Below are 19,128 nucleotides of genomic sequence, written 5' to 3' on the forward strand. Positions count from 1 at the left end.
GAGCGCCCGGCATGGCATCGGTGGAATTCTGGCGCGTTGGCTCAGCTGGCCGCCATCGCGCGCCGGGCCGCCTCGACCACCCGTTCAACGCTGGGCAGGTACTTCATCTCCAGGCGGAACAGCGGGATGTGGGTGTCGTAGCCGGTGACGCGCTCGACCGGGGCGACCAGGTCGTACATCGACTCCTCGGCCAGGCGCGCGGCGATCTCGGCGCCGAAGCCGGCGGTCTTGGGCGCCTCGTGCACGATCACGCAGCGTCCGGTCCGCGACACCGACTCGGCGATCGTCGCGAAGTCCAGCGGTCGCAGGGTGGCGACGTCGATGACCTCGGCGCTGATCCCTTCGGCGTCCAGCTTCTCGGCGGCCTCCAGCGCTTCCTTCACCTGCGCGCCCCAGGTCACCAGGGTCACGTCGGTGCCGTCGCGCAGCACGTAGCAGACGTCCAGCGGCAGGGCCTCGCCGTCGTCGGGCACGACCTCCTTGTACTGGCGGTAGATGCGCTTGGGCTCGAAGAAGATCACCGGGTCGGGCTCGCGGATCGCCGCCAGCAGCATGCCGTAGGCGCGCTGCGGCGACGACGGCATGACCACGCGCAGGCCGGGCACGTTGGTGAAGATCGCCTCGTTGGCCTCGCTGTGGTGCTCCGGCGCACGGATGCCGCCGCCCCAGGGCACGCGCAGCACCATCGGGCAGGTCAGCCGGCCGCGGGTGCGGTAACGCATGCGCGCGGCGTGGCAGACGATGAAGTCGACCATCGGGTACATGAAGCCGTCGAACTGGGCCTCGGCGATCGGCCGCATGCCCTGGCTGGCCATGCCCACGGTCAGGCCGGCGATGGTGGTCTCATCCAGCGGCGTATCGATGACGCGGTCGGAACCGAACTGCGCGTGCAGGCCGGCGGTGGCGCGGAACACGCCGCCGTTGACGCCGACGTCCTCGCCCAGCACGACCACGCTGTCATCGGCGCGCAATTCGTAGGCCATCGCCTGGGTCAGCGCCTCGATCAGGGTAATTGCGGCGGGTGCATTGGTGGTGGTGCTCATGCCCGGCCCTCCCGGTCGATGGCTTGTTGGCGCTGTTCCAGCAGGTCCGGTGGCGGATCGGCGTAGAGGTAGTCGAACATCGCCTCGACCGGCTGCACCGGGGTTTCCAGATAGGCGTTGATCTCGATGTCGACCAGGCGGCCGCACTCCTCGATCCACTCCGCCTCCTGCTCCTCCGACCACAGGCCCTGGTCGGTCAGGTAGGTGCGCAGGCGCAGCATCGGCTCGCGGGTCCAGCCGTCCTTCACCTCGGCCTCGTCGCGGTAGCGGCTGGCGTCATCGGCGGTGGTGTGGTCGTGCAGGCGGTAGGTCATGAACTCGATCACGCTGCCGCCTTCGCCGTTGCGCGCACGCTCGGTGGCCAGGCGCATCGCCTCCAGAACCGCGATCAGGTCGTTGCCGTCCACCTGCAGGCAGTGCAGGCCGCCCGCCAGGCCCTTCTGGGCGAGCGTCTCGGCACCGGTCTGGGCGTGGCGCGGCACGGAGATCGCCCAGCCGTTGTTGATCACGCACAGCACCAGCGGCGATGTGAACGCGCCGGCGGAGTTCAGTGCGGCGTAGAAATCGGTCTTCGACGAGCCGCCATCGCCACAGCAGGCGACGGCAATTCGAGGCTGCTTGCGCAATTTGAACGACAGCGCCGCGCCGGCCGCCATCAGGCACTGGGTCGAGATCGGCACGCACCAGGGGTAGTCGTGCGGCGCGTCGGCGAAGTCGTTGCCACGCTCGTCGCCGCCCCAGTAGAGCAGCACGTCGCGCGGTTTCACCCCGCGCATGAACTGCGCGCCGTACTCGCGGTAGCTGGGGGCGAACACGTCCTCGGGCCGCATCGAGGCGCCGATGCCGACGTGGGTCGCCTCATGGCCCAGGCTGGCGGCATACGTGCCCAGCTTGCCCGTGCGCTGCAGCTTGATCGCCTTGCTGTCGAAGGTCCGCACGAACAGCATCTGCTTGAACAGCGGCACCAGTGTCTTGGGATCGCGGAACGCCTCGGGCAGTTCGCCGACCGGCTTGCCGTCCTCGCCAAGGTATTGCATGTACTTGATTTCAAATGTCGCAGCAACCTTCATTGCTTGATTCCCAGGAGCCCACGAAAGTTGCCCATGATACCGGTCCGGCGTCGAAAGACCGTTGCGCGCTGCCGCAAAAGCCGTCGCGGCGGCGTTTTGATCGGTTAGGCTTGGGAGTTAGCTGAGGAGCGGCCATGACTTCGGACACCAACGAGCGCGCGCTGGAAACCGGCATCCACACCGACCTGGCCGGACGGATGAGCTATGGCGGCTACCTGCGCCTCGACCGTCTCCTGGATGCGCAGCAGCCGGTGTCCGATCCGCCCGAGCACGACGAGATGCTGTTCATCGTCCAGCACCAGGTGTCCGAGCTGTGGTTGAAGCTGATCATCCACGAGCTGAAGGCGGCGATCGTGCATCTGCGCGCCGACGACCTGGGCGCCTGCCAGAAGGGCTTCGCCCGCTGCAAGCAGGTGCTGCGCCAGTTGACCGAGATGTGGTCGGTGCTGGAAACGCTGACGCCGGCGGACTACATGAAATTCCGCGACACGCTCGGCCCGTCCTCGGGCTTCCAGTCGCTGCAGTACCGCGAGATGGAGTTCCTGCTGGGCAACAAGAACGCCGGCATGCTGCAGGTCTTCGCCCACGACCCGGCCGCCGAGGCCACGCTGCGCGCCGCACTGGAGGGTCCGAGCCTGTACGACGAGGCGCTGCGCTATCTGGCCCGCCACGGCCATGACGTGCCCGCCCACCTGCTGGAGCGGGACTGGACCCGCAGCCACGTATCAGATCCGGCCTTGCTGCCGGTGCTGGAGCGGATCTACGAGGAGTCCAGCGACCACTGGCAGGCCTACCACCTGTGCGAGGACCTGGTCGATCTGGAGAGCCAGTTCCAGCTGTGGCGTTTCCGCCACATGCGCACGGTGATGCGGATCATCGGCTTCAAGCGCGGCACCGGCGGCTCGTCCGGCGTGGACTTCCTGAAGAAGGCGCTGGACCTGACCTTCTTCCCGGAGCTGTTCGAGGTGCGGACCCGGATCGGCATGGGGTAACCCCCATTCAGCCATCACCGCGGTTGACGCGCCCGCACGCCGTGGTTAAACCTAGTCGCTTCGTCCGGCGACCTGTCGGACCGATCCGCCCGTACTGACTGCCGCGCAGCGGTAGGGCATTTCCAGACAGGCGGCCGTCACGGCGTCGACCACTTCCCGGGGAGAAGCAACAGCAGTGGCCAGCCATCCAGGTTCCAACATCGAGGAAAAGACCTTCCTCGGCCATCCGCGCGGTCTGTTCGTCCTGTTCTTCGCCGAGATGTGGGAGCGCTTCTCCTACTACGGCATGCGCGCGATCCTGATCTTCTACCTGCTGCAGCACTGGCTGTTCGCCGAAGAGAAGGCCTACGTCATCTATGGCGCCTACACCGCGCTGGTGTACATCACGCCGGTGGTGGGCGGCTACATCGCCGATCGCTGGCTGGGGCAACGCAAGGCGGTCCAGTTCGGCGCGATCCTGCTGGTGATCGGCCATGGCCTGATGGCCTACGAAGGCCCCGGTCCGGCGTCGGGGATCAGCGCCGAGCAGATCCAGTCGTCGCTGCACATCGACATTTTCTGGCTGGCGCTGGCGTTCATCATCATGGGCGTGGGCTTCCTGAAGGCCAACATCTCGGTGCTGGTGGGGCAGCTGTACCGCCAAGGTGATGCGCGGCGCGATCCGGCGTTCACGATTTTCTACATGGGCATCAACCTGGGTGCGGCGCTGGGCTCGCTGCTGGTCAGCTACCTGGGCATGAGCCCGGACTGGGGCTGGAGCTGGGGCTTCGGCGCAGCCGGCGTCGGCATGCTGCTGGGACTGCTGGTGTTCGTGCTCGGCCGGCCGTACCTGAAAGGCAACGGCGAAGCGCCTGACGCCGCGATGCTCAAGCGCCGCAGCGCGGTTGGCCTGTCCAATGAGTGGGCGATCTACCTGGCGTCGCTGGGCGGCGTGGTGCTGGTGTGGTTCCTGGTCCAGTACCAGTCGGTGGTCGGTGGCCTGCTGGGCGCGACCGGCGCGGTGGTGGTCATCTGGCTGCTCTACAACGTCGTGGCCAAGCTGGACAAGATCGCGCGTGACCGCATCCTGGCGGCGATGTTCCTGATCGGCCTGCAGCCGCTGTTCTGGGCGCTGTTCGAGCAGGCGGGTTCGTCGCTGAACGTGTTCACCGACCGCCATGTCGATCGCGTGCTGTTCGGCTGGACGGTGCCTGCGGGCATGTTCCAGTCGATCAACTCGATCTACATCATCACCCTGGCGCCGATCTTTGCCTGGCTGTGGACCTGGCTGGCGCGGCGCGGCCTGGAACCGTCTACGCCGGCCAAGTTCGGCCTCGGCCTGGTCCAGCTGGGCGGTGGTTTCCTGGTGCTGGTCGCCGGCGCCGCGGCGGTCGGGACGGACAACATGACCCCGGTGATCTTCATCTTCCTGATCTACCTGCTGCACACGATGGGTGAGCTGTGCCTGTCGCCGGTGGGACTATCGGCGATGACCAAGCTGGCGCCTGCGAGCATGCTGAGCCTGATGATGGGTACGTGGTTCCTGTCCAGTGCGGCGGGCAACTTCATCGCCGGGCTGATTGCCAGCGCGACCGGAGGCGGGGGCGAGGAGGGCCTCACCGACGCCGCGCCGGTGCTGTCGGTGTACGCCACCATTGGCTGGGTCGCGATCGGCGTGGGTGTGGCGGTGATCGTGATCTCGCCGCTGGTCCGGCGCCTGATGCACGAGGGCGTGGACAGCAACGGCGTGGACTACGCGCTGGCGGGCCAGAACGAAATCGGCGAGCCTGCAGCAGCGGGTACCCATCCCGAGCGCGAGCAGAAGTAAGGCGCCACGTGCAAGCAGCCCGGGCCGTCGGCAACGATGGCGGACCGGGCAGTCAGGACGGCGGCCTTCGGGTCGCCGTCCTGCGTTGGGGCGGTGCTACTTCGCGGCGCCGGACGCCCGGTCGGACGCCGGTTCCGCGTCCGCGTCCGCGTCCGCATCGGGCTCGGACTCAGCCTCAGCCTCGGCTTCGATGTTGAGGGCGTCCAAGCGGTCCAGCAGCGCGAACAGCCGGTCCAGCTGGGCCGGGCCGATGTCGCCGAACAGCCGCTGCTCGAACGCCAGCGCCATCGGCGCGACTTCGTCATACACCGCGTGCCCGGCCTCGCTCAGGCGCAGCACGGAGCGTCGGCGGTCGTCGGCGTGGGGACTGCGCTGCAGCCACTCGGCATCGATCAGGCGGGCGACCGCGCGGCTGACGGCGACCTTGTCCATGGCGGTGCGGCCGGTAACCTCGCTGGCGGACAGGTCCGGGTAGCGACCCAGCACCGCCATCACCCGCCATTCGGTCATCCCCAGCGAGAAGCGCTCGGCGTAGAGCCGCGCAATCGCGGCGCTGAGCCGGTTGGACAACACCGACAGGCGATAGGGGAGAAAGCGCTCCAGTTCGAGCTGCGCGGGTCCGGGACGCTCGCTGTTCATGCTGCATCGCACCTTGCATATGGTTTCATATGAAACTATAACGCTGTTATCCGGCGCAGGTGCAATCCCGCCCAGCCGCCCGTCCCCCAGGAGTTCCCATGAGCGCACAGCCCAACCTCGGCATGCAGGTCACCACGTTTGAAAACCCGCTGGGTATCGACGGCTTCGAGTTCGTCGAGTTCGCCGCGCCGCAGGGCCAGGGCGAGATGCTGCACGACTACTTCCGCAAGCTCGGCTTCACCGCCGTGATGCAGCACAAGACCCGACCGATCACCCTGTACCGCCAGGGTGGCGTCAACCTGCTGGTGAATGACGATCCCGACAGCTTCGCCGCCGACTTCGCCAAGGCGCACGGCCCCAGCGCCACCGGGTTTGCGATCCGCTTCAAGCAGCCCGCCGACCACGTGTATGCCACGGTGCTGGGCAACGGCGGTGAGGCGATCACCGACAAGGCCGACACCAAGGCGATCGATGCGCCGGTGATCAAGGGGATCGGTGATTGCATGCTGTACCTGGTCGACCAGTACGGTGCGAAGGGCAGCGCCTACACCGACTTCCTGCCGGTGCAGGGTGCGGACCAGAACCCGGTCGGGTTCGGGCTGACCTTCATCGACCACCTGACCCACAACCTGTACTTCGGCAACATGGCCAAGTGGTCGGAGTACTACGAGAAGCTGTTCAACTTCCGCGAGATCCGCTACTTCGACATCAAGGGCGCCAAGACCGGCCTGGTGTCGAAGGCGATGACCGCGCCGGACGGCATCGTGCGCATCCCGCTGAACGAGTCCAACGACCCCAAGAGCCAGATCAACGAGTACCTGGACGCGTACAAGGGCGAGGGCATCCAGCACATCGCCTGCTTCACCGACGACATCTATGGGACGGTGGAGAAGATGCGCGAGGCTGGCGTCGAGTTCCTTGACACGCCGGATGCCTACTTTGAGGTGATCGACCAGCGCATCCCCAACCACGGCGAGGACGTCGCGCGCCTGGCCCGCAACAAGATCCTGATCGACGCCGATCCGGAGACCAAGCAGCGCAAGCTGCTGCAGATCTTCACCACCAATGCGATCGGACCGATCTTCTTCGAGATCATCCAGCGCAAGGGCAATGAAGGCTTCGGCGAAGGCAACTTCCAGGCGCTGTTCGAGAGCATCGAGCGCGACCAGATGAAGCGCGGCGTGCTCTGATCACGAGGCGGTAGCGGTTTCCCGTGGCCGGCGTTGCGCCGGTCGCGGTTCGGCATCTAAGGCGGCGCGGTGCGTCGTCGTCACATCAGGTGAGGAGCGGAGCGTGCACGGAAACGGATACATGAGCGGCTTCGGCAACGAGTTCGCCACGCAGGCGCTGCCCGGCACGCTGCCGGAGGGGCGCAACTCGCCGCAGAAGGTCGCCCACGGGCTCTACGCCGAGCAGCTGACCGGCACGGCGTTCACCGCGCCTCGGCATGCCAACCGGCGCAGCTGGCTGTACCGGATCCGCCCGGCGGCGATGCACGGGGCGTTCTCACCGTTCGAGCAGCCGCGTTTCCACAACGACTTCCAGTCCGGCCCGGTCACCCCCGACCAGCTGCGCTGGGACCCGCTGCCGATGCCCGAAGCACCCACCGACTTCGTCGATGGCCTGTTCACCATGGCCGGCAACGGCTCGGCCGAGGCGCAGGCCGGCATCGGTATCCACCTGTACGCGGCGAACCGGTCGATGCAGGACCGCTTTTTCTACAACGCCGACGGCGAGCTGCTGATCGTTCCCCAGCTCGGTCGCCTGCGCATCGCCACCGAGCTGGGCGTGCTGGAGGTCGAGCCGCAGGAGATTGCGCTGATCCCGCGTGGCGTGCGTTTCCGGGTCGAGCTGGTGGACGACACCGCCCGCGGCTACGTGTGCGAGAACTTCGGCGCGATGTTCCGGCTGCCCGATCTGGGCCCGATCGGCAGCAACGGCCTGGCGAATGCGCGCGACTTCCTGATCCCCGAGGCCGCCTTCGAAGACATCGATGCGCCAAAGGACAAGCCGTTCGAGCTGGTTGGCAAGTTCCAGGGCCATCTGTGGCGCGCCGACATCGGCCATTCGCCGCTGGACGTGGTCGGCTGGCACGGCAACTACGCTCCATGCAAATACGACCTGCGCCGCTTCAACACGATCGGCACGATCAGCTACGACCACCCGGATCCGAGCATCTTCCTCGTGCTGCACTCGCCGAGCGACACGCCGGGCACCAGCAACATCGATTTTGCGATCTTCCCGCCGCGCTGGCTGGTGGCCCAGGACACGTTCCGGCCGCCGTGGTTCCATCGAAACATCGCCAGCGAGTACATGGGCCTGATCCACGGCGCGTACGACGCCAAGGCCGAGGGCTTCGTGCCCGGCGGCAGTTCGCTGCACAACTCGATGACGGGGCACGGGCCGGACGCGGCGACGTTCGACAAGGCCTCCGAGGCGGACCTTTCCACGCCGGACGTCATCAGCGGAACGATGGCCTTCATGTTCGAGACGCGCGCGGTGATCCGGCCGACGACACAGGCGCTGGCAGCCAGGCATCGGCAGCGCGATTACCAGGCGTGCTGGGCGGGTCTGGAGAAGCACTTCACCGGCTAGGCTGCCGAAATGGGTGCGTGCCTGCGGTTGGGTGCGGCGCGGACCTCTCGCCGCGTTCACATCGACGCGCTAGCCTCCCCGGCATTGCCGACGGGAGAATGGAATGCGTGTCTATCGATGGTCAAACGCCGTGTCACTGGCGCTCGTTCTTGCGCTGACGGGGTGCAACGCGCCTTCGCCCGGCGCTGCAGCCGGTGGCGTTGCCGGCGACAGCACCAGCACCGATGCAGCCGACCCCGGTGCGATCGACCAGCCCTACGAGGATGTGCCTCCGGCAACCGCGCCGCCGGGCAGCGCGATGCCCGGACAGGGCGCGGCGACGGACGGCCAGGCGCACTGGGACGGATTCGGCGAGGCCCAGTTCGGCATGGACGACGAGCAGGTGAAACTGGTCTGGCCCGGAGAGCTCGTCGGCACACCGGCGGACGGCTCGCAGTGCTACCACCTCAGCCCGGCCGGCCAGAGCGATATTTCACGCTTCGCGATGATGTTCGAGGACGGAACCTTCGTGCGCTACTCGGTGAGCGCCGAGGACCTCGTCGCCCCGGGCGGCGGCAAGCGCGGCATGGACACCGCGCGGATCAAGGCGCTGTATCCCGGTCGGGTGACCTCGACGGGGCACAAATACGTCCCCGACGGCCACTATCTGCGCATCACTGAAGAGGGCGGTCCGCACGTCCTGATCTTCGAGACCGACGGCGGCGGGACCGTTACCGAATGGCGGGTCGGCCTGCCGCCGCAGGTCGACTACGTCGAAGGCTGCAGCTGAAGGAGGCACCACACCACGCTGCGCGCCGAAGGCTGGCGCCGGCGCGGCGTCATCCTCCAGCGCGACCCGGATCGCCGGCCGCCCTCCCGGCCGCCGTCCACGCGCGCAGGCCGTTCACCGCCAGCGCGACAAACACCAGATACAGCGCGGCGGTAACGTTGAGCGACTTGATCACGTACATGCCCACGTAGACGACGTCCACGGCAATCCACAGCCACCACGCAGCGGCGTGGCGGCGCGCCTGCCACCACTGCGCGACCAGGCTGAGCGCCGCCAGCATCGCGTCCAGCCACGGCAGGGCGGCGTCGGTGAAGTGGTGCATCGCCGCGCCCAGGGCGATGCCGAAGGCGACGCCCAGGCCGAGGTCGCGGATGGCGTGCGGGCGAGCCAGCGACGCGATGATGATCCGACCATCGGGTTGCGCCTGGTGGTGCCAATGCCACCAGCCGTACAACAGGAAACCGGCGAACGCGATCTGCAGCAGCGCATCGGAGTAGAGCCGGGCGCCGGCGAACACCAGCGCGTACAGCACGACCGAGATCACGCCCACCGGCCAGGCCAGCATCCGCCGCTGCGCCATCAGCCAGACGCCCAGGATGCTGAAGGCGACCGCCGACCACTCCAGCACGCTCGCGCTCATAGGGCGAAGGTCACCGACAGCCGCAGCTGACGCGGGGCGCCGGGGAACAGGTAGTAATCGCCCGAGCTGCTGCCGGTGTCACGCCAGTAGAAGCGATTGAAGACGTTGTCCACCGAGAGGTTCCAGCTGACGGCGCGGTCGGCCATCCGGTGCTGGAAACGCAGTCCGGCGTCGACGACGCTGTAGGCCGGCGCGCGCGTGCGGCCGTCGGCGGTGGCCACGTTGGCCGAGGCGTAGCGCCAACCGCCGGCGACACTCAGGCCGGGAGCGAACGGCAACTGGTAATCGGCATGCACGCTGGCGCGCGTCTTTGGCACGTTGATGAGTTGATGGCCCTGGTAGGCCGCGGTGCCGGTGTCGCGCGCCCGGGCCTGCAGTACCGCGGCACTGGCGGACACCTGCAGACGTTCGCTGAGCTGCCCGTCGGCGGTCAGCTCCAGTCCGGTATGAATCTGCCGGCCCGCCTCGACGAACGTAAACCCCGCGTCGCTGCCGTCGGGCATGGCGTACTGGAACGGTCGGGTGATGCGGAACAGGGCAGCGCCGACGCTCAGCGCGTCCGAGGCTGCGAACTTGGCGCCCACTTCGACCTGGCGCGACAGCACCGACGGCAGGAAGGCCCCGTCATTGGAGGTCCAGAACGGGGCTTCCCCGCCGAGCGACAGTCCGGCCACGTAGCTGGCGTACGCGCTGGTGTGGGCGGTGGCATTCCAGATCAGTGCGGTCTGTGGCAGGAAGCGCGACAGCGTGTCGTTGCGCTCCGGCGCGCCGCGCTTGCTGTAGCTGCGCTCGTCCAGGCGCACGTAGCGGCCGCCGGCCAGCCACTGCCAGTCATCGCCGAAGCTGATGCGGTCCAGCGCGAAGGCCGCCGTCTGCCGGCTGTCCAGGCGTCGCACCAGAGGACCGGGCATCAGCTCGGAGGGCAGGAACTGCGGGACCTGCGCGTCGTGGATGTTGCCCGTGCCGACGTAGGCGTTGACGTTGCGGTGCCTGTCCACGGTGCGATCGAACGCGTCGACTCCGACGGTCAGTTCATGGCCGATGGCGCCGGTGGCGAACCGGCCCCTGAGCTCGGCACGCAGCTCGCGGTTGCGACGGGTGTCGTCCGGGCTGCGGTAGTCGTAGATGTCGTAGTCGCCGTTGGGCGCAAACGCATTGCCGGGCACGCTGCCGTCGGCGCACTGCGGAGCGTAGTAACAGCCGTAGGCAAAGGCGACGCTGTCGTCGATCACCGTCCGGCTGTGGCTGGCGGCCACGCGTGACTGCCACTCCGGGCTGAGATCGTAGGTGTGCTGCACGGTGATGTTGGTGCTGTCGATCCCGACCGGCTGCTGCCACGCCTGGTAGCCGAGCATGTGGGTGCGGTCGACCCTGCCGGGCAGCGCCACCCCGCCCAGCAGCTGGTAGCCGGAGGCGGAGCGCTGCGTGCTGGTCTGGTAGTTGGCATCGACCTCCAGCTTGCTGCGCTCGCCGATCAGCCAGTCGGCGGCCAGCGAATAGAAGTTGCGCCGGCCATCGGCGTGCTCGATATAGGAGGCGCTGTCGTCCCAGGCCGCATTGACGCGCACGCCCAGCCGCGGCGTCAGCCAGTGGCCGACATCCACGGCGGCATAGCGCGACCCTTCCTCGTCCGTGCCAAGGGTCAGCGTGCGGACCTCGGCGGGCCGTTTGCCGACGTAGTTGATGATGCCGCCGGGCGCCATGACGCCGGCCGCCAGTCCCGCCGCGCCCTTGAGGATCTCCACGCGCTGGATGTTTTCCAGGGCAAGGCGTTGCTCACCGGCGATGGCCAGGCCATTGAAGCGGTAGCCGGTGCCGGTATCCAGCGCAAACCCGCGGATCGCAACATTCTGGTAGTAGCCGACCGGGGCGTAGCTGTCGCCCATCGACGCGTCGTTGCGGGCCAGTTCGGACAGCGTGCGGACCTGGCGCCTGTCGAGCAGTTCACGGTCCAGCACCCGGGCCGACGCCGGGGTGTCCTTCCAGTCGCCAGCGCCAAAGCTGCTGGACTGGACCGCCTGCGGGGCCGATTTCTCCGCCACGACGCGTACCGTGGCGAGTTCGGTCGGGGAGGGATCGCTCGCGTCTTCCGCGGCATCCTGCGCGTACAGGGGGAACGCTGCGCACAGGGCGGCGCTCAACAGGGAGATGGGGTAGTAGCGGTTCATTCGATTCGTCATCAGCCAAGGGAGACGAAGCGAAGGCGCACAGGCCCACCGGGCCACGAAGGCGGTGTGCCTGCTGCTCAAAGCTCCCTACGCCGGTGCAAACCGGATCAGGTTCCAAGGGACTCTCTCAGCCTGTCGTCCAGGCACCCCCGCTTCAGCGCGTATTAGACCACAGCCGCCACCGGATGGCCCGCCGCCGGTCAGGCGGCGGCGTGCAGGGCATCGAGCAGGGCGCGCCCGTCGCGGCTGGCTAACCACTGTGCGTGACCGAGCAGGAAACCGTGGTAGGCCGCGTCGGCGTTGGCGCTCGAGCCGGTGACGCCGTGGAAATACTCCACTTCCGACAACGCAAAATCGACGTGCACCAGCGGCAGCAGGTCGGCCAGCAGGTGCACCCGCGGCGCCGGCAGCGGCAGCACTTCGCGGTAGCCGTCGAGCAGGGCAAGCGCCGTCCCGGCGTGCACCGCCTGCGCGCCCTGCTCCAGCGACAGCCAAGCGATCGCGTTGCGCTCGATGGCGGTGGCGAGGTCGAACAATGCGCTGGTCGGGGAGGCCAGGCCGAAGTCGAACACGGTGTCCACCACCATGCGGCCGCCTTCGTGGCGCCAGAGCAGGTTGGACGCGTGCCAGTCGTTGTGGGCCCACAGCCGCGGCTCGGCCTGCAGGCGTTCGGCCATGCCGGCGTGCCAGGGCAGCACGCTCTGGCGCAGGTCGCGATGCCAGGATTGGCGCTGCAGGTAGGCCGCCAGCGCCGGGCGCTCGGCGAGGTCGCGTTCGAGCATCGCGATCGGATCGGAGGAGCGGATCAGGTCGTCGCGGGCCACCAGCAGGTGGGTGCTGCGTTGTGGTGCGCGGTAATCGGCCGATGCCCGGTGCAGCATCGCCAGCATCCGCCCGGCGTCGCGTGCCTGGTCCAGGTCGACCAGGGGCGTCCATGAGGGGGCATCCCGGTACAGGTCGATCCCCTCGCCCACCGCGTGCAGTTCCCAGGTCCAGTCGCCCTGTTCGAGCGCACTGACGCCATCGCGATCGTGCAAGACGCGCACCACCGGCACCCCGGCCCCGGCAAGGTGGGCGATGAAGCGGTGCTCCTCCATCAGGCATGCCGCGGTGCGCACGCTGCGGTGATGGCGCTTGAGGAAAACCGGCCCGGAGCCTGTCTGCACTATGGCCGCCGCCGATAACGGGCGCGGACTGTGCCACGACACGCGGGCGTCGCCTTCCAGTTGCGGGAAGCAACCGCGCAGCCACGCGATTTCGGCATCGCTGATGGCGGGCCAATCGGCGGGCACCTTATCGTTGTGGAAACCCTGGACGCGGTGCTCCAGCGGGCTCATCGGCGGCAGCTCGCGGCGCGCACGGTCGCTCAGTGGGTCTCGTCGGGCGCGCCGTCAGGGCGCGGCGGCACATGAGTGTCCTCGTCGCCGCCCGGCAGTCGCGGACGTTCATCCAGACGCAGTGACAGGCCCGCCTTGGCCAGCAGGTGCGCGCTGATCGGCGCGGTGAGCAGCAGGAAGGCGGTGATCAGCAACTCGCGCGGTTGCGGGTCGGTGCCGCTGAAGGCGTGATAGCCGACCGACGCCACCAGCATGCAGCCCACGCCGAGCGTGCTGGCCTTGGTCGGCCCGTGCAGGCGTTTGAAGAACTCCGACAGCCGGATCAGGCTGAACGCGCCGATCAGGGTGAAGAAGCTGCCCGTCGCCAGCAGGGCGATCAGCAGCACTTCGAAAATGATGTCGATCGTGGTGCTCATTCCACGATGTCCCGGCGCAGCACGTACTTGCACAGGACCACGGTGCTGACAAAGCCCAGCATCGCGATGATCAGCGCGGCCTCGAAATAGACCGGGGTCTGCAGGTGCATGCCGAACAGCACCAGCTGCGCGATGGCGGTCACGCTGAGCGTGTCCAGGGCGAGGATGCGATCCGGCACCGTCGGCCCGCGCAGCAGGCGCCACAGCGCCATCAGCATCGCGATGCCGACGACGGCCATGGACCCGAGCACGGCGGCGTCCAGCACGCTGGTGCCCATGATGTGGATGTGGCTCATGGGAAAATCTCCATCAGCGGGACCTCGTAACGACGCTTGATCCCCGCGATCACCTCGTCCGCATCCTTGAGGTTCAGCACGTGGATGAGCAGGTACTTGCGGTCCTCCGACAGCGCCGCCGACACGGTCCCCGGGGTCAGGGTGATGAAACTGGTGAGGGCGGCGATGCCGTGGATGTTGGCGATTTCCAGCGGCAGCCAGATGAAGCCCGGGGTGATGTTGGACTCGCGCCCCAGCACCAGCCGCGCAACCTCGACGTTGCTCACGATCACGTCCCAGATCAGCACGCCGATCATCTTCGGCACCAGACGCACGTTGCCGATGCGGGCGAACTCGCGGTCCAGCCGCGCCGCAAACAGCGGGATCACCACGCCCAGCACGATCGCGAACAGCCACTGCACCAGGCTCAGGTCGGCGACCATGATCATCCAGAAGACGATGACGGTGACGGTCAGCGGCAGCGAAGGCAGCACGCGGCGGAAATTCATGGCGCCCTCCGTTGCGGCGGGGTGGCCTGCAGCTTGCCGACGTAGTCGCCCGGGACCATCAGCTGGGCACCGGCATCCTGCGCGTAGGCGATCATCGGCGCGGCGTAGAGGCTCATCGCAATACCGTAGCCGAGCAGCAAAATGATAGCCGCCGTCTCCAGCGGCCTGGAGGCATGCCGCGAAGGGCCGTGCACGGTGCTGGCGGCCGGATCGGTCACGTGCCCGGCGGCCAGTTCCTTGGCCGGAGTGCGCCAGAACACCCGGCTGCCGGCGCGGGTCAGGCCGACGATCACCATCAGGCTGCTGACCAGGATCACGGTCCAGACCCAGCCCACGTCGGCGTTGGGGACGGCCTGCAACAGCGCGAGCTTGCCGATGAAGCCCGACAGCGGCGGGATGCCGGCCACCGACATCGCCGCGACCAGGAACAGTCCGGCGACCAGTCCGCGCGCGGGCAGGGGCGCCAGCAGTTCGGTGAAGTCGCTCGCGTCGCCACGGGCGCGGCGGACGAAGTCGGCGATCATGAACAACGCCGCCGCCACGAAGGTGCTGTGGGCAAGATAGTAGAGTCCGGCGCCGATGGTGTCGGGCTGGCGCAGGCCGAAGGCGATCAGCAGGGTCGCGGCCGACACCAGCACCAGGTAGGCCGCCAGCATCCGCAGTCGCGAGGCGGCCAGCACTCCCAGCGCGGCCATGGCCAGCGTCGCAACGGCTGCCGGCAGCAGCCAGTCCCAACCGTAGCCGGCCAGCTCGCCGGCCGGCTCGCCCAGCAGCAGTGAACCCACCCGCAGCACCGCGTAGATGCCGACCTTGGTCATCACCACGAACAGGGCCGCGACCGCGGCGGGCGCCCGGGTGTAGGTTTCCGGCAGCCACAGGTACAGCGGCAGCACGGCGGCCTTGCCGCAGAACACCGCCAGCAGGATGCCGACCGCGGCCTTCGCCAGGGACTGGTCGTGCGCCGGCAGGGCGGCGATGCGCACCGCCAGCTCGGCCATGTTGAGCGTACCCAGCAGGCCGTACAGCAGGCCCAGCCCGATCAGGAACAGGGTCGATGCGGCGACGTTGAAGGCGACGTAGTGCATGCCGGCGGCCATCCGCACGCCGCGCCCGCCGCTGAGCATCAGCCCGTAGGACGCGATCAGCAGGACCTCGAAGAACACGAACAGGTTGAACACGTCGCCGGTCAAAAACGCACCGTTCAGGCCGACCAGCTGGAACTGGAACAGCGCATGGAAATGCGGCGCGCGCCGATCCCAGCCCGAGCACGCGTGCAGCAGGCAGGCGACGGCCAGCAGCGCGGTCACCAGCACCATCAGCGCCGATAGCCGGTCCACCATCAGCACGATGCCCAGCCGCGCGGGCCAGTCGCCGAGCAGGTAGATGAGGATCTCACCGTCTGCGGCGCGCATCACCAGGGCCAGCGACGCGGCGAGGGTGGCCAGCATCGACACCCACGCCACCGAGCGCTGCACCGTGGTGCCGATGCGCCGGTGCTCGACGAACAGCGAAGCCGCCGCACCCAGCAGTGGCAGCAGGATCGGAAGGACTGCCAGGTGGTTCACGTGCGGTCCTTCTTCGCCAACGGCGGCGTGGGCACACGTTCTTCGCGGCCGTCGACGTGGTCGGTGTCGTTGTCGGCGCGGCTGCGCATCGCCAGCACGATCGTCACCGCGGTCATCGCGAACGCGATCACGATGGCGGTCAGCACCAGGGCCTGCGGCAGCGGGTCGGTGTAGTTGGCCAGCGTTGCCGGCAAGCCCTCGCGCAGCACCGGCGGCTTGCCGACCACCGGCCGGCCTCCGGAGAAGATCAGCAGGTTGGTTGCGTAGGTGAGCAGGGTCAGGCCGAGGATCAGGTCGAAACTGCGCGAGCGCAGCATCAGGTACACCGCCGCGGCGACCAGGATGCCGATGGCGCTGGCAATGGCGATCTCCATCACGCGACCTCCCCGGTGACGGCCGAACGGGCCGACGGGTCGATGGTGCCGCGACGGGCGACCATCTTCTTGGACGGCTTGATGGTGCCCATCATCGAGAGCATCAGCATCGTGCCGCCGAACACGACCAGATAGACGCCGACGTCGAACGCCGCCGCGCTCGCCAGGCCAATCGTGCCCAGCAACGGCAGTACCAGGTCGTGGTGGCCACTGGTCAGGAACGGCACCCCGAACAGCATCGAGGCCGCGCCGCTGACCACCGCGACCGTGAGGCCGGCGCCGATCAGGCGGATGTAGTCGAAACCAAAGCGCGACTCCACCGATTTCGCCCCCTGGATCACGTACTGGACCAGCAGCGGGACGGCCAGCGTCAGGCCGGCGATGAAGCCGCCGCCGGGCGCGTTGTGGCCGCGCAGGAACAGGAAGATCGAGACCACCAGGGTCAGCGGGAAGATGATCTGCGCCAGGTCGGCCGGCACCGGCAGCGGGATCGGCGGTCCGGGCATCTTCTTCTCCGGGGCGGTGCGCGCGCGGCGCAGCATGGCGTGCACCACCAGCGCGGCGATCGCGTAGACGGTGATCTCGCCGAAGGTGTCGAAGCCGCGGAAGTCCACCAGGATCACGTTGACCACGTTGGCCCCGAACGCCTCGGGCAGCGAACGGGCAAGCAGTTCACTGGCAACCGTGTTCGCGGGCCGCGTCATCATCGTCCAGGCCAGGGCCGCGACGCCGCCACCGGCGGTGATCGCGATCGCCGCGTCACGCATTCGCCGCCCGTGCGATCGGCCCTTGGGCGAATCCTTGGGCAGGTAGTTCAGGCCCAGCAGCATCAGCGCCAGGGTGACGATTTCGACCAGCAGCTGGGTCAGGGCCAGGTCGGGCGCGGACAGCGCGACGAAGGTCATGCTGATCGACAGTCCGACGCCACCCATCGCGATCAGTGCCAGCAGCCGCGTCCGGTGCAGCGCGACCGCGCCCAGTGTGGAACCCACCATCACGATCCACAGCACCCAGGCCATCAGCGGCATGGACTGCGAGACACGCGCCACCGCCGGCGATGGCTCGCCCCAGCCAGCCACGAACGGCGCCGCGCCCACCGCGATCGCCACCAGCACCAGCGCCAGCATGCTGCGCTGCACGCTGTCGTTGGCCACCACGTGGGTCAGGCGCCGGGCAAGGCGGAACAGCGCTTCGACGTTGATCCGGAACAACCGCCGGCCGAGCGAGCGCTTGACGTTGGCATGCAGGTCGAGCAGCCGGCGCAGGCCGAAATACAGGATCACGCCACCGACCACGCCGCCCAGGCTCATCGCCAGTGGCAGGTTGAAACCGTGCCACACCGCCAGGCTGTACTCGGGCACATTGGCGCCCAAAACGCCGTAGGCCGCCGCGGCGAGCATCGGCGCAACCGTCCACTGCGGCACGATGCCCACCGCGATGCAGGTGATGGCGAGGATCGCGACCGGCACCTGCATGAAGCGCGGCGGCTCGCTGATCGGCAGCGACACCCCGCGCGGGCCCTCGCCGAAAAACGTCTCGTGGACGAAGCGCAGGCTGTAGGCCACGCCAAACACGGCGAACAGGAACGCGGACACGCCGATGCCGATCCGCGCCAGGTCATGGCCCTTGATCTCCAGCGCCTGGGCGAAAAACATCTCCTTGGACAGGAAGCCGTTGAGCAGCGGGATGCCGGCCATGGCCAGCGAGGCGATGATCGCCAGCGCGCTGGTCCACGGCAGGTAGCGGCGCAGGTTGCCCAGCAGGCGCATGTCGCGGGTGCCGGTCTCGTGGTCGATGATGCCGGCGGCCATGAACAGCGAGGCCTTGAAGGTCGCGTGGTTGAGGATGTGGAACAGGCCGGCGACCACCGCGAACGGCGTCGACAGCCCGAACAGCAGGGTGATCAGGCCCAGGTGGGAGATCGTCGAGTAGGCCAGCAGGCCCTTCAGGTCGTGCTGGAAGATCGCGTTCCAGGCCCCCAGCAGGAGGGTGATCGCGCCGATGCCGCTGACCACGTAGAAGAACAGGTCGGTGCCGGCCAGCACCGGATGCAGCCGCACCAGCAGGAACACGCCCGCCTTCACCATCGTCGCCGAATGCAGGTAGGCCGACACCGGCGTCGGCGCGGCCATCGCGTGCGGCAGCCAGAACTGGAACGGGAACTGCGCGCTCTTGGTGAACACGCCCAGCAGGACCAGTCCCAGCATCCACGGGTACAGCGCGTGGGCCCGGATGAGGTCGCCAGCAGCCAGCACCACGTCCAGCTCGTAGCTGCCGACCATGTGGCCGATCATGATCACGCCGGCCAGCAGCGCCAGGCCGCCGCCGGCGGTGATCGTCAGCGCCATGCGAGCGCCCTCGCGCGCGTCCTGGCGCTGCGACCAGAAGCCGATCAGCAGGAACGAACTGATCGAGGTCAGCTCCCAGAACACCGCCAGCAGCAGCAGGTTGCCGGCCAGGACCATGCCCAGCATCGAGCCCATGAACAGCAGCAGGAAGGCGAAGAAGCGCTGGGCCTTTTCCTGCCGGCCCAGGTAGTAGTGCGAATACATCACCACCAGGCCGCCGATGCCCAGCACCATCGAGGCGAACATCCACGCCAGCCCGTCCAGGCGCAACGAGAACGCCAGCCCCAGCTGGGGGATCCACGGCACGCTCCAGCGGATGACGTCCCCGGAGACCAGCTGCGGTGCGAGGACCAGCATCGCCGCCATGCCGGCCAGTGGAGCGATCCCCGCCATCCAGGCCAGCAAGCGGCGATTTCCTTCAGCGGGAATCATCACCAGAGCGGCGAAAACGAACGGCAGGGCTAGCACTAATGGCAGCAATGGAAGTCCTGTGGCATCGGGGGATGACGCGCCGGCCGCGATGGGGCTTTTGGCGGGGGTGCCCGATTCTAACCGAGCCATTGCGGCCGCACCCTTGCCGA

General features: G+C 68.0%; 17 protein-coding genes and 1 riboswitch. Of the genes, 5 read left to right on the forward strand and 12 right to left on the reverse strand.

Features of this window, described 5'->3' with window-relative positions; genetic code table 11:
• Positions 1-41: 41 nt before the first annotated feature.
• Both INQ40_RS01620 and pdhA read right to left on the reverse strand, forming a co-directional pair.
• A complete protein-coding gene (locus tag INQ40_RS01620) occupies positions 42-1,043 on the reverse strand; it encodes an alpha-ketoacid dehydrogenase subunit beta (RefSeq protein WP_194341264.1) in 1,002 nt (333 codons plus the stop codon).
• Positions 1,040-2,113, reverse strand: coding sequence for a pyruvate dehydrogenase (acetyl-transferring) E1 component subunit alpha (gene pdhA / locus INQ40_RS01625; RefSeq protein WP_193985655.1), 1,074 nt, complete (start codon positions 2,111-2,113; stop codon positions 1,040-1,042). Before pdhA ends, INQ40_RS01620 begins: the two co-directional genes overlap by 4 nt.
• Before the next feature lie 134 nt (positions 2,114-2,247).
• Between pdhA and INQ40_RS01630 the strand changes: the two genes are divergently transcribed.
• Both INQ40_RS01630 and INQ40_RS01635 read left to right on the forward strand, forming a co-directional pair.
• Positions 2,248-3,105 carry a tryptophan 2,3-dioxygenase family protein gene (locus INQ40_RS01630; protein WP_194341266.1) on the forward strand — a complete coding sequence of 286 codons (858 nt, stop codon included), beginning with the start codon at positions 2,248-2,250 and terminating at the stop codon, positions 3,103-3,105.
• A gap of 175 nt (positions 3,106-3,280) precedes the next feature.
• Positions 3,281-4,912 carry an oligopeptide:H+ symporter gene (locus INQ40_RS01635; protein ID WP_194341268.1) on the forward strand — a complete coding sequence of 544 codons (1,632 nt, stop codon included), beginning with the start codon at positions 3,281-3,283 and terminating at the stop codon, positions 4,910-4,912.
• A gap of 96 nt (positions 4,913-5,008) precedes the next feature.
• Here INQ40_RS01635 and INQ40_RS01640 read toward each other — a convergent pair whose 3' ends face one another.
• Positions 5,009-5,551 (reverse strand): MarR family winged helix-turn-helix transcriptional regulator, encoded by a 543-nt coding sequence (locus INQ40_RS01640; protein WP_194341270.1) that lies wholly within the window; start codon positions 5,549-5,551, stop codon positions 5,009-5,011.
• A gap of 98 nt (positions 5,552-5,649) precedes the next feature.
• Between INQ40_RS01640 and hppD the strand changes: the two genes are divergently transcribed.
• The 3 genes from hppD to INQ40_RS01655 all read left to right on the forward strand — a co-directional run bounded on the left by hppD (position 5,650) and on the right by INQ40_RS01655 (position 8,915).
• Complete coding sequence (gene hppD / locus INQ40_RS01645) at positions 5,650-6,741, forward strand: 4-hydroxyphenylpyruvate dioxygenase (RefSeq protein WP_194341272.1); 1,092 nt, start codon at positions 5,650-5,652, stop codon at positions 6,739-6,741.
• Between the two features lie 121 nt (positions 6,742-6,862).
• Positions 6,863-8,146: a homogentisate 1,2-dioxygenase gene (gene hmgA / locus INQ40_RS01650; RefSeq protein ID WP_194342357.1), complete on the forward strand. Its 1,284-nt coding sequence runs from the start codon at positions 6,863-6,865 to the stop codon at positions 8,144-8,146.
• A 103-nt stretch (positions 8,147-8,249) separates the two neighbouring features.
• Complete coding sequence (locus INQ40_RS01655) at positions 8,250-8,915, forward strand: lectin (RefSeq protein WP_228482081.1); 666 nt, start codon at positions 8,250-8,252, stop codon at positions 8,913-8,915.
• A 49-nt stretch (positions 8,916-8,964) separates the two neighbouring features.
• Here the strand turns inward: INQ40_RS01655 and pnuC are convergent, their stop codons facing one another.
• The 9 genes from pnuC to INQ40_RS01700 form a co-directional block, all read right to left on the reverse strand.
• Positions 8,965-9,555, reverse strand: a complete 591-nt coding sequence (pnuC, locus tag INQ40_RS01660; protein ID WP_194341274.1) for a nicotinamide riboside transporter PnuC — start codon at positions 9,553-9,555, stop codon at positions 8,965-8,967.
• Entirely contained in the window at positions 9,552-11,723 is a 2,172-nt protein-coding gene (locus tag INQ40_RS01665) for a TonB-dependent siderophore receptor (RefSeq protein WP_194342359.1), read from the reverse strand. The genes pnuC and INQ40_RS01665 overlap by 4 nt, the downstream gene beginning before the upstream one ends.
• Before the next feature lie 67 nt (positions 11,724-11,790).
• A riboswitch (TPP riboswitch) is annotated at positions 11,791-11,884 on the reverse strand.
• 39 nt (positions 11,885-11,923) lie between these two features.
• Complete coding sequence (locus INQ40_RS01670; protein ID WP_194341276.1) at positions 11,924-13,060, reverse strand: phosphotransferase; 1,137 nt, start codon at positions 13,058-13,060, stop codon at positions 11,924-11,926.
• Positions 13,061-13,089: 29 nt separating this feature from the next.
• Complete coding sequence (locus tag INQ40_RS01675; RefSeq protein WP_194342360.1) at positions 13,090-13,464, reverse strand: Na+/H+ antiporter subunit G; 375 nt, start codon at positions 13,462-13,464, stop codon at positions 13,090-13,092.
• A gap of 8 nt (positions 13,465-13,472) precedes the next feature.
• Positions 13,473-13,754 carry a K+/H+ antiporter subunit F gene (locus INQ40_RS01680; RefSeq protein ID WP_043958376.1) on the reverse strand — a complete coding sequence of 94 codons (282 nt, stop codon included), beginning with the start codon at positions 13,752-13,754 and terminating at the stop codon, positions 13,473-13,475.
• Between the two features lie 14 nt (positions 13,755-13,768).
• Positions 13,769-14,260 (reverse strand): Na+/H+ antiporter subunit E, encoded by a 492-nt coding sequence (locus tag INQ40_RS01685; RefSeq protein ID WP_194341278.1) that lies wholly within the window; start codon positions 14,258-14,260, stop codon positions 13,769-13,771.
• Entirely contained in the window at positions 14,257-15,825 is a 1,569-nt protein-coding gene (locus tag INQ40_RS01690) for a monovalent cation/H+ antiporter subunit D (protein WP_194341280.1), read from the reverse strand. Before INQ40_RS01690 ends, INQ40_RS01685 begins: the two co-directional genes overlap by 4 nt.
• Positions 15,822-16,199 carry a Na+/H+ antiporter subunit C gene (locus INQ40_RS01695; protein ID WP_194341282.1) on the reverse strand — a complete coding sequence of 126 codons (378 nt, stop codon included), beginning with the start codon at positions 16,197-16,199 and terminating at the stop codon, positions 15,822-15,824. The genes INQ40_RS01690 and INQ40_RS01695 overlap by 4 nt, the downstream gene beginning before the upstream one ends.
• Complete coding sequence (locus tag INQ40_RS01700; protein ID WP_255524304.1) at positions 16,199-18,979, reverse strand: monovalent cation/H+ antiporter subunit A; 2,781 nt, start codon at positions 18,977-18,979, stop codon at positions 16,199-16,201. The genes INQ40_RS01695 and INQ40_RS01700 overlap by 1 nt, the downstream gene beginning before the upstream one ends.
• Positions 18,980-19,128: the final 149 nt, after the last annotated feature.

The organism is Lysobacter sp. H21R4 (genome assembly GCF_015277535.1).
Lineage (GTDB): Bacteria > Pseudomonadota > Gammaproteobacteria > Xanthomonadales > Xanthomonadaceae > Novilysobacter > Novilysobacter ciconiae.